Source organism: Cyanobium sp. BA20m-14 (assembly GCF_024346295.1).
Genome location: NZ_JAGQCR010000128.1, coordinates 1 through 8,823, shown reverse-complemented (window position 1 = coordinate 8,823; position 8,823 = coordinate 1). Strand labels below are relative to the sequence as shown.

Sequence of the window (8,823 nt, the reverse complement as noted above, 5' to 3'; positions counted from 1 at the left end):
GAAGCCCTCCCCAGTCGTTGCCACGCCGATCGCCAAAGCCTCAACCACTTCGACTACCGCAAACACCTCCCCCGCCAGCCGGCCGAGCACTGGCAGCAAGCCCAGCAGCAGCAAGCCTCAGGGTCCCGACTGGCGCAGCTACGGCCCGCTGCAGGTGGACTGGGCCAACTGGCAGCCCATGGGGGGCAGTTTTGTAGCCCCAACCCTTAATAGCGATGGCAAGCCCGTTTATTTGGCAGTCAACTGCGGAGCCCGCAAGCTCAATGCCACCAGCCAATCAGGCCAATGGAAAAGCTGGGATGCACCCCAGAGCGACTTTGAGGAGCAGCTAATCAGCGATATCTGCAAAGCCCGGGCCAGCTAATCCAACCGGCTAGCCAAGCACCACCACTCAGGCTGCCCAGTCAGGCAGCCCAGTGAAGTGGCCAGGGCTGGCGCACGTAGCGCCGGCCCGAGGCGCGCAGATAGAGACGCTGGGCGCCGTCATCGCTTTCGCTGAGCAATTCCTCCTGGGCCAGCCGCCGCAGCAGCCACCCCCAGCTCGCTTCTTGCTGCTGTCGCTGCTCAACCGACACGGCGGATGCGAGCTCCTCAGCCAGGTTGCGTAGATCGCGGCCGGGACGAAGCTCCAGCACCTCCAGCGCCTGGTGCGCCTCAACAGACCAATCCCGACTTTCACGGGGACTACGGCAGTTATCGCAACGGCCGCAGGCGGCCGCCAGTTCCCCTACGGCCAGCAGCAGCGCCTGCTCCCGGCAACCCTCGCCCTCCGCCACCGCTTCCATCCGCCGCAATTGTTGCTGGGCCAGCTCCAGCCGTTGCTGGTCCTGCTGGCGCTGGGCCCCCACGCCCCGAATTGCCCAGCCCAAGCTGGTGCGATCAGCCGAGTCGTAGAGCACCAGACAGCGCGCCAGTTCCCCATCCCGGCCGGCCCGGCCCGATTCCTGCAGATAACCCTCCGGACTGGCCGGCAGGTCCAGGTGCAGCACTAGTCCCACATCCGATCGGTCCACTCCCATGCCGAAGGCCACGGTGGCCACCAGCACCGGCCGCGGCTGCAGCTGGAAATGCTCCAGGGCCAGCTGGCGGCTTTCGGGGTCCATGCCGGCGTGATAGGCGATCGCCTCCACCCCGACCCCTGTCAAGCGAGCCGCCCATTGCTCCACCGAGCGGCGGGTGCGCGCATAGATCAGCACGGCGCCCCGGGATGCCCCCAGCTCCGCCAGCACCAAGGGCAGGGGATCGGGCGGGCGCACCTGCATGCCATACACCAGGTTGGTGCGGCGGGCCGAACGCACCTGGATCAGCGGTCGCCGCAGCTGCAGCAGGCGAATGATGTCGGCGCGCACCTGGGGGGCTGCGGTGGCGCTGAGCGCCACTAGGGGCACCCCGGGGCACTGAGCCCGCAATTGGCCTAGGCGGCGGTAATCGGGGCGGAAATCATGGCCCCAGGCGCTGATGCAGTGGGCCTCGTCCACCGCAAGCGCCACCAGCTGGCCGCTCTCCAGAACGTCGTCGAGCAGCTGGCGGGTGGCTTCCCCCTGCAGCCGCTCCGGGGCCAGATAAAGCAGCCGCAGCCTGTGATCGCGCAGCCGCTGCAGCAGCTGGCGCCGCTCCGGCAAGGCCAGGCCGCCATGCAGGCAGGCGGCAGGGATGCCTCGGCGTTGCAACTGGCTCACCTGGTCCTGCATCAGGGCAACCAGGGGTGAAATCACCAGCACCAGCCCACCACGCACCAAGGCGGGCAGCTGATAGCAAAGCGACTTGCCACCGCCGGTGGGCAGCACGGCCAGGCAGTCCTGGCCGGCCAGCAGGGCCTCCACCACCGGCCGCTGACCGGGACGGAAATCGGACCAGCCAAAATGGCGCTCCAGGGCCAGCGCCAGGGGATCAGCGGGGCCAGAAGGCAATTGGGCCCTACCCGTAGTGCTCACTGACCATAGCGACCACCAGATGCGGTGCTAGGGGCCGGTCATGGCAGGGGTGGTGGCGGTAGCTGCTCCGGTGACTCCTCCACTAGTTGCAAGCGCACCCGCTTGCCCCCCGCCAACTCCCCCAGGGACACCCGCAGGGTGCTGCCGCTGAGCTGGCTTGGTGGCTCCTTTTTCTGGTTGTGGTGCCAGCTGGCTATCAGGCCGAACTCCGGGCTGCTGAACAACCTGAAAAGCCTTGAAATCCGCTTAATTTCAAGCGCCTAGCTAGGCGGAATCAGGCGACCGGCTGCATCAGTCCACCGCCGGGGCCGGAATCGTCATCATCGTTGTTGTTGCCGGCACCTGGTTGAAGCATGGCGTACATGCCGATCGCCAGGAGGCTCACCACTCCAGAAACGAGGCTGAACCCGCCCCCTAAGCCCGAACCTGCTCCGATCACTTCGCCCATGGATCGCCGTTACACAACTTCTCATGAATGTAACGGATTTTTGCGGAATCTGGTTGGTTAAGGGGCCCTTGGGCCCAGGAGCGGCTCGCTGGCGGCGCCTACACCGCCAACACCTCTTCGTTGCGGGCCTTGAGCTGCTCGCGCCGCTGGGCTTCGGTGAGGCCATCGCTGCCTGGGATTTGCTCCGCCATTTGGTTGAGCCAGCCCATCAGCTCCTCGAGCTGCTTCTCAGCAGGCAGCACCCCCAGGCCCCGGGCCAGCACCTTGGCGGTGGCGCCCGATCCGGGCTGAAACACCAGGCGGCCATGGAGGTGCTGGGGCAGGCCCTGGCGCAGTAGGCGGAAGGCGGGCTCCTCCATGGGGGTTTCCAGGGCGATGTTGGGTTTTTCCGGCTTGATGCGGGAGAAGCCGCAGCGCTTGGCCACCAGCTTCAGCTCCATCAGCTGCAACAGCGAGATAACCGGCGCCGGAATGGCGCCGTAGCGATCCACCCAGCCGGTGGCCAGCTCCAGCAACTCCTCCTTGCCGCCGCACTCGGCGGCGGCCCGGTAGGCGGCGATCTTCTCGTCGTTTTCCGTGATCCAATCGCCTGGGATGAAGGCGGTCACAGGCAGGTCGATCTGGGTGTCTTCCACCACTGGGATGTCCTGGCCTTGGATTTCAGCCAGCGACTCCTGCAGCATCTCCATATAAAGGTCGAAGCCGATGGTTTCCATCTGGCCGCTCTGCTCCACCCCCAGCAGGTTGCCGACGCCACGGATCTCCATATCGCGCATGGCCAGCTGGTAGCCCGATCCCAGCTGGGCGAATTCCTGAATCGCCCGCAGCCGTTGCCGTGCAGCTTCGCTCAGGGATGCATTGCCGGGATAAAACAGCCAGGCATGGGCCTGGATACCGCTGCGCCCCACCCGGCCCCGCAGCTGATAGAGCTGGGCCAGTCCGAACTTGTGGGCGTCCTCGATCAGGATCGTGTTCACCCGGGGGATGTCGAGGCCGCTCTCCACGATCGTGGTGCAAAGCATCAGGTCGGCTTCGCCGGCGTTGAAGGCCACCATGGCGCTCTCCAGCTCGCCTTCAGCCATCTGGCCGTGGGCGACCAGCAGCCGCAGACCCGGGATCATTAGCCGCAGGCCGGAGGCCACATCCTCAATGCCCTCCACCCTCGGCACCACGTAAAAGATCTGGCCGCCGCGGTCGAGCTCCTGGCGGATAGCGCTGCGCACCGCCTCCTCGTCGAGGGCGGCCAGGTGGGTCTTGATCGGCCGGCGCAGCGGCGGTGGTGTGGTGATCAGGCTCATCTCCCGCACGCCGGAAAGGCTCATGTAGAGGGTGCGGGGGATCGGTGTGGCCGAAAGGGTCAGCACGTCTACGTCTTTTCTCAGCGCCTTGATCTTTTCTTTCTGGTTGACGCCAAAGCGCTGCTCCTCATCCACCACCAGCAGACCCAGCTGCTTGAAGCCGGTGCTTTTGGAGAGCAGCTGGTGGGTGCCCACCACCACATCGACCGTGCCTGCGCCCAACCCTTCCAGGATTGTTTTGCGTTCGGCGGTGGTGCGGAAGCGGTTTAGCAGGCTCACCTTCATTGGGTAGGGCGCAAAGCGCTCCGAAAGGGAGCGCCAGTGCTGCTGCGCCAGCACCGTTGTGGGGGCAAGCATCGCCACCTGCTTGCCCGCCGTGACCGCCTTGAAGATGGCCCGGATCGCCACCTCCGTTTTGCCGAAGCCCACGTCGCCGCACACCAGCCGGTCCATTGGCTGGGGCTGCTCCATATCCCGCTTGACATCGGCGATTGCCTTCACCTGGTCGGGGGTGGGCTCGTAGGGGAAGGAGTCTTCGAGTTCGTGCTGCCAGGGGCCGTCGGCGGGGAAGGCGAAGCCCGGTGCCTGGTGGCGCTCGGCGTAGAGCTTGACCAGATCCACCGCCACCTTGCGCACGGCCTTTTTGGCGCGCTCCTTGGCCTTGGCCCAGGCCGTGCCGCCCATGCGGTTTAGGTCTGGAGGCGCATCGGTGCTGGCGCGGTACCGGCCGAGGCTGCCCAGCTGGTCGGCGGCCACCCGCAATAGGCCGTCGGCGTATTGCACCACCAGGTAGTCGCGGGATTCGCCGCCGATCGCCAGCTTTTCCAGCTTCAGAAACTTGCCGACGCCGTGGTTGCGATGCACCACGAAATCGCCCGGCTGCATCTTGCCCGGATCCACGGTGCGGCTGGCAGCCTTGCGGCGCCGGCGCACGTAGCCGCTGGCGGCTAGGGCGTGCTGGCCAAAGAACTCCCGGTCGGTGATCAGCACCAGCCGCCAGGCCGGTAGCTGCAGCCCTTCGAGCTCGGCGGTGCCCTTAGTTTTCAGGGCCACCGGCGTGGCCTGCTCCACCAGTCGGTCGATGGCTGGAAAGTCGGCGGGATTGGGCACGAAGCGGGTGATGCAGTCGTGTTCCTCCAGCAGGGCTACCGCCCGCGAGGGCTGGGCCGACAGCAGCCAGACCTTGGCTTTCTCGGCCACAAAGCCCTTCACCAGGCCTGCCAGCTTGCCGAAGGCATTGGGGTAGGCCGGCACCGAGCGGGAGGCCAGGTCAAAGCTGTTGGGGTGCTGGTCGGTTTCGTGCAGCTCGGCCAGATCGAAACCGGCAAATACCTCCGCCTGCTCCAGGGCGTCTGCCGCGGGGCGATGCAGGAGCGGCGGCAGGATCGTCGGCGCCGCGCTGGCTTCTAGTTCCAGCTCCTTCACCACGTCGGCGTAGTGGTCGCAGGCATGGTCAAACCACTGCTGGCCATGGGAGAGGCAGTGGCGCCGCTCATCGATGGCGATCAGGGTGTGGGGCGGCAAATAATCCAGCAGGGAGGCCGGCTGCTGCCAGGCCAGGCCCATCAGCCTCCGCATGCCCTCCGGGGTGCCCCCTTCGAGTAGCTGCTCGAGGGCCTCCGGGCTGAGCATTTGCTCGAGCCCATCCGGCATCGACTCGCGCAGGGCATCGGCGATCAGGGGGCCGTAGCCGGTGGGTGTGAGCCGCACCACCTCGATGGCGTCTAGGGAGCGCTGGGAGGCGGGATCGAATTCCCGCAGTTTCTCCAGTTCTTCGCCAAACAGCTCCAGCCGCACGGGCAGCTCGGCACTCACCGGAAACACATCAACGATGTCGCCGCGCCGGCTCCAGCTGCCCTCCTGCTCGATGGTGGGCACCCGTTCGTAGCCCAGCCGGCTGAGGGTGGTGGCGAGCTGTTCAAGGTCGATCGTGTCGCCCTTACGCAGACTCAGGCATTGATCCCGCAGGGTTTCGGGAGGCGGCAGGTGCGGCTGCAGGGCCCTTTCCGTTGCCACGATTGCCAGGCGGCGGGGGGCATCCAGCAGTTCGCTGAGCACCTGCAACTGGCCCCAGGTGATTTCGCTGGTGGGGTCAAAGGGCTCGTAGGGGCTGCCCTCGCTGGTGGGGTAGAGCTGGCAGCTGTTCCACCCCATCAGCTCCAGCAGCGCTGCCCAGCGGCCCGCTTCCTCCAGGGTCGGAACCAGAACAAGCAAGGGCGCCTCGGCAGCCCCGGCCAGGGCGCTGCTCACCAGGGCCCGCGCACTGCGCCCCGCCCCACTGAGCCGCAGTCGGTCGGCCCGCTGCAGACGCAGCAAAACCTCGCCGGTGAGGGGCACCTGCTGCAGCTGGCGCACCAGGGCGGTGAGGGGCATGGGGTCAGGGAATCTCAGAAGGCTCCGATCTTCGCAACTGGCACCAGAGTGGTGTTGGTTGCCGCCAACTTCTGCTTCGACTTCACTGTCTGTCCAAGACCAGCTGTCTGTTCAACACCAAGAGGCTGTTCAACACCAAGAGCCTGTTCCCTACTAACCGGCTGGCTAAGGCGCCAGCCGTGTTGGCGCTGGGCGGCTTGCTGGCTCTGCTGGGGGCTTGCTTGGCAAGCGAGCCTGCGCGCCCAACGGCCCAGGCGGCAGGTCTGCTGCCTGAACAGGAGGCGGCTTTGCTGCAGCGACTGGCTACAGCTGATCGTCAGTGGCTGCCGCGGGCTGAAACCCTTCCCAGTGGTGCGGTGCGTTACCACTACCGCCGCCGGGCCAACGAACCCCGGCTGTCTGTGGCGGAGCTGCGGGCCCTGATCGCCCACCCGCCCAGCTTTGGGGCCGAGCGCCTGGCGATCGGTGAGCTGCTCATAGTGCTGGCCAAAGCCGGGGTGCGTCTGGAGCTGGGTCAGCCCCGCAAGCCTGGGGCGGCGGGGGAATGGGACCCGGCAGCACGGACCCTGCGCATTCAGCCCCGGGTGGTGGCTAAGGGCAGTGTGGAGTTTGCCCGGGTGCTCAACCATGAGGCGATTCACGTTGCCCAGAGCTGCAGCAACCGGGGGTTGCGTTCCCGCCCCCGGCCCCTGGGTTTGCCCTCAGCCTTGCCCGATCACCTAAATGGTGTGCTGAATGAATCTGTCTACAGCCAGGCATCGGAGCAGGAGCGGCAACTGGAGCGGGAGGCCTATGCCAATCAAACCCGCTTGAACCTGGGGGCTCAGTTGGTGCGCCGCCATTGCGGCACCTAAACGGTTGGGTCGGCCCGTTTGCGCAAAAGTTTTCAATGGGCACCATATAATTTCAACCATAGATCGAGTAAATTTTGGCTACCGAACAGTCCCAGCCAGAGAGCACTGCGGCCTCTGTTCAACCCACCATTGAATCCCTGCAGAACGGAGATAGGCCCTTTGTATTGGCTGATTCCCTAGGACAAGTGGTTTCGATTAACAAGGCTTTCGAGCAGGCCTACGGCTGGACTGAAGATCAGTTGCGCGGCCAACCCCTGAGCCTGATCTTGCCGGGTGCTTTTCAGATGTCTCACCAGTTGGGCTTTTCCCGCTTCCAGGCCACGGAGCAGTCCACCATTCTTGCGCACCCGTTGCGTCTGAAAACCGTCTGCGCCGACGGTAGTGAGGTGGTGTCTGAGCATTTCATTTTGGGAGAAAAGCGCGAGGCTGGCTGGGTTTTCGGGGCCACCCTCACCCCCTTGCCAGGCTGTATGGAGACTGATGCCTGAAGCCTCCACTCCAAATGACGAAACGACACTGGTCGTTGAGTTGCGCCGCACCTTGGGCCGGCTTGATTCTGCCCTTGGCCAGATAAGTGAAGGACTCGTTCTGGTCAATGCGATCGGCCAAGTGCTGTGGACAAACGCCTCTTTTGATAAATTTGTAGGTAAGTCCAGGCTTGAGATACTCGGAGTGGATCTTCACGGGATTCTGCCACTAAATATTGTTGGTGAACCAATCCTTACCATTGAGCAGACCCGAGGGGGATTGCTGAAGACTGTTTTTGTCACCGTGATTCTCAGTGAAGATCCGGTGCATGCTCTGGAAATCGAATGGCGTCCCGTAGTCACGGAGGTGCCAAATCCATTGATGTTCTCCTTTCGGGATGTGAGTGCTCGGATCTCATTCGATGAGCTGCAGCAGAAAAGCCAGCAGATCGAAGAGAAATGGTTGTCAACCAGTAAAAAGTATATAGATCTGCAGTCGAAGCAGCTGGCTCTAGCGGCCAAGGTGATGAAGTGCCCCGTGACTGGCTTGCCCAATCGTCGAGGCCTGCGCGCTCGGATTGCAATAGCCTTGCAGCAGCTACGTCGTCGGCCCGGCTTAGTCACACTACTGTTTTGCGATCTAAATCGTTTTAAGGAAGTAAATGATTCCTACGGCCATCAAGTTGGTGATGAGTTGTTGATTGAGTTGGGTAAACGGCTTCAATCCACCCTTCGTCCTGAGGATGTGCTTGCCAGGCTGGGGGGGGATGAATTCGTGGTGTTGAGCCCTGGTGTGCCCACGCCAATGGCAGCAGTACGGCTGGCGGAACGCTTGCAGGCTCTGGTTTCCAAGCCCTGGATTTCACAGGATTATTCGATTACACCCAGCATGTCTGTGGGTATTGCCTCTACTGATGATCCTGAGGTCACTGTAGATGAGTTATTGCGCCGTGCTGATCTGGCGATGTATGCGGCTAAGGGTAGCGATGAGCGCTCAATCACCATCTATGACAACGTAATTGATGCTCAGGTCAGGCGGGGAGTTTTGATAAAGCGCCAGTTGCAGTCTGCAATTGATGGTGATCTACTTAAGGTTGATTTTCAGCCTGTTGTTGATCTAAAGAGCCGGGATTCGATTGGCTTCGAGGCGCTCGTCCGTATTCGTGATTTTGAGGGTGCCTGGATGGCGCCAAGCGAATTTATTTCGGTTGCCGAGTCTGTGGGCTTGATTGATCAATTGGGTGATCTTGTTTTGCACCGTTGCTTGGCGGTGCTGAAATTGACAGAGAATACAGCCCCTGATCTTGTAATTTCGATCAATATAAGTCCGCTGCAAGTCTGCCGGGAGGGTCTTGCTGGGCGGATGATTGCCATCGCAGAGCGCTATGAGGTTGATTTAGGGCGCCTGGCTGTTGAGGTCACCGAATCCGTCTTGATAGATCGTCCTCG

7 protein-coding genes and 1 pseudogene are annotated in these 8,823 nt (G+C 63.3%); 4 read left to right on the top strand and 4 right to left on the bottom strand.

Annotated elements, in window-relative coordinates; all coding sequences use genetic code 11:
- Window positions 1-364 (top strand): annotated as a pseudogene (locus KBZ07_RS12060) (peptidoglycan-binding protein); the annotation flags it as partial.
- Window positions 365-404: 40 nt separating this feature from the next.
- Here the strand turns inward: KBZ07_RS12060 and KBZ07_RS12055 are convergent.
- The 4 genes from KBZ07_RS12055 to mfd all read right to left on the bottom strand — a co-directional run bounded on the left by KBZ07_RS12055 (window position 405) and on the right by mfd (window position 6,053).
- On the bottom strand, window positions 405-1,910 hold the full coding sequence (locus tag KBZ07_RS12055; protein WP_106502001.1) for an ATP-dependent DNA helicase RecQ: 1,506 nt from the start codon (window positions 1,908-1,910) through the stop codon (window positions 405-407).
- Between the two features lie 62 nt (window positions 1,911-1,972).
- Window positions 1,973-2,158: a hypothetical protein gene (locus tag KBZ07_RS12050; protein ID WP_254931843.1), complete on the bottom strand. Its 186-nt coding sequence runs from the start codon at window positions 2,156-2,158 to the stop codon at window positions 1,973-1,975.
- A 50-nt stretch (window positions 2,159-2,208) separates the two neighbouring features.
- Window positions 2,209-2,382, bottom strand: coding sequence for a hypothetical protein (locus tag KBZ07_RS12045; protein ID WP_254931841.1), 174 nt, complete (start codon window positions 2,380-2,382; stop codon window positions 2,209-2,211).
- A 98-nt stretch (window positions 2,383-2,480) separates the two neighbouring features.
- Entirely contained in the window at window positions 2,481-6,053 is a 3,573-nt protein-coding gene (gene mfd / locus KBZ07_RS12040; RefSeq protein WP_254931840.1) for a transcription-repair coupling factor, read from the bottom strand.
- A gap of 179 nt (window positions 6,054-6,232) precedes the next feature.
- Between mfd and KBZ07_RS12035 the strand changes: the two genes are divergently transcribed.
- The 3 genes from KBZ07_RS12035 to KBZ07_RS12025 form a co-directional block, all read left to right on the top strand.
- Window positions 6,233-6,907, top strand: a complete 675-nt coding sequence (locus tag KBZ07_RS12035; RefSeq protein WP_254931839.1) for a hypothetical protein — start codon at window positions 6,233-6,235, stop codon at window positions 6,905-6,907.
- Window positions 6,908-6,981: 74 nt separating this feature from the next.
- Entirely contained in the window at window positions 6,982-7,395 is a 414-nt protein-coding gene (locus KBZ07_RS12030; RefSeq protein ID WP_254993292.1) for a PAS domain S-box protein, read from the top strand.
- On the top strand, window positions 7,388-8,823 hold a 1,436-nt coding region (locus tag KBZ07_RS12025; protein ID WP_254931838.1), incomplete at its 3' end, for a diguanylate cyclase domain-containing protein. The genes KBZ07_RS12030 and KBZ07_RS12025, both read left to right, overlap by 8 nt.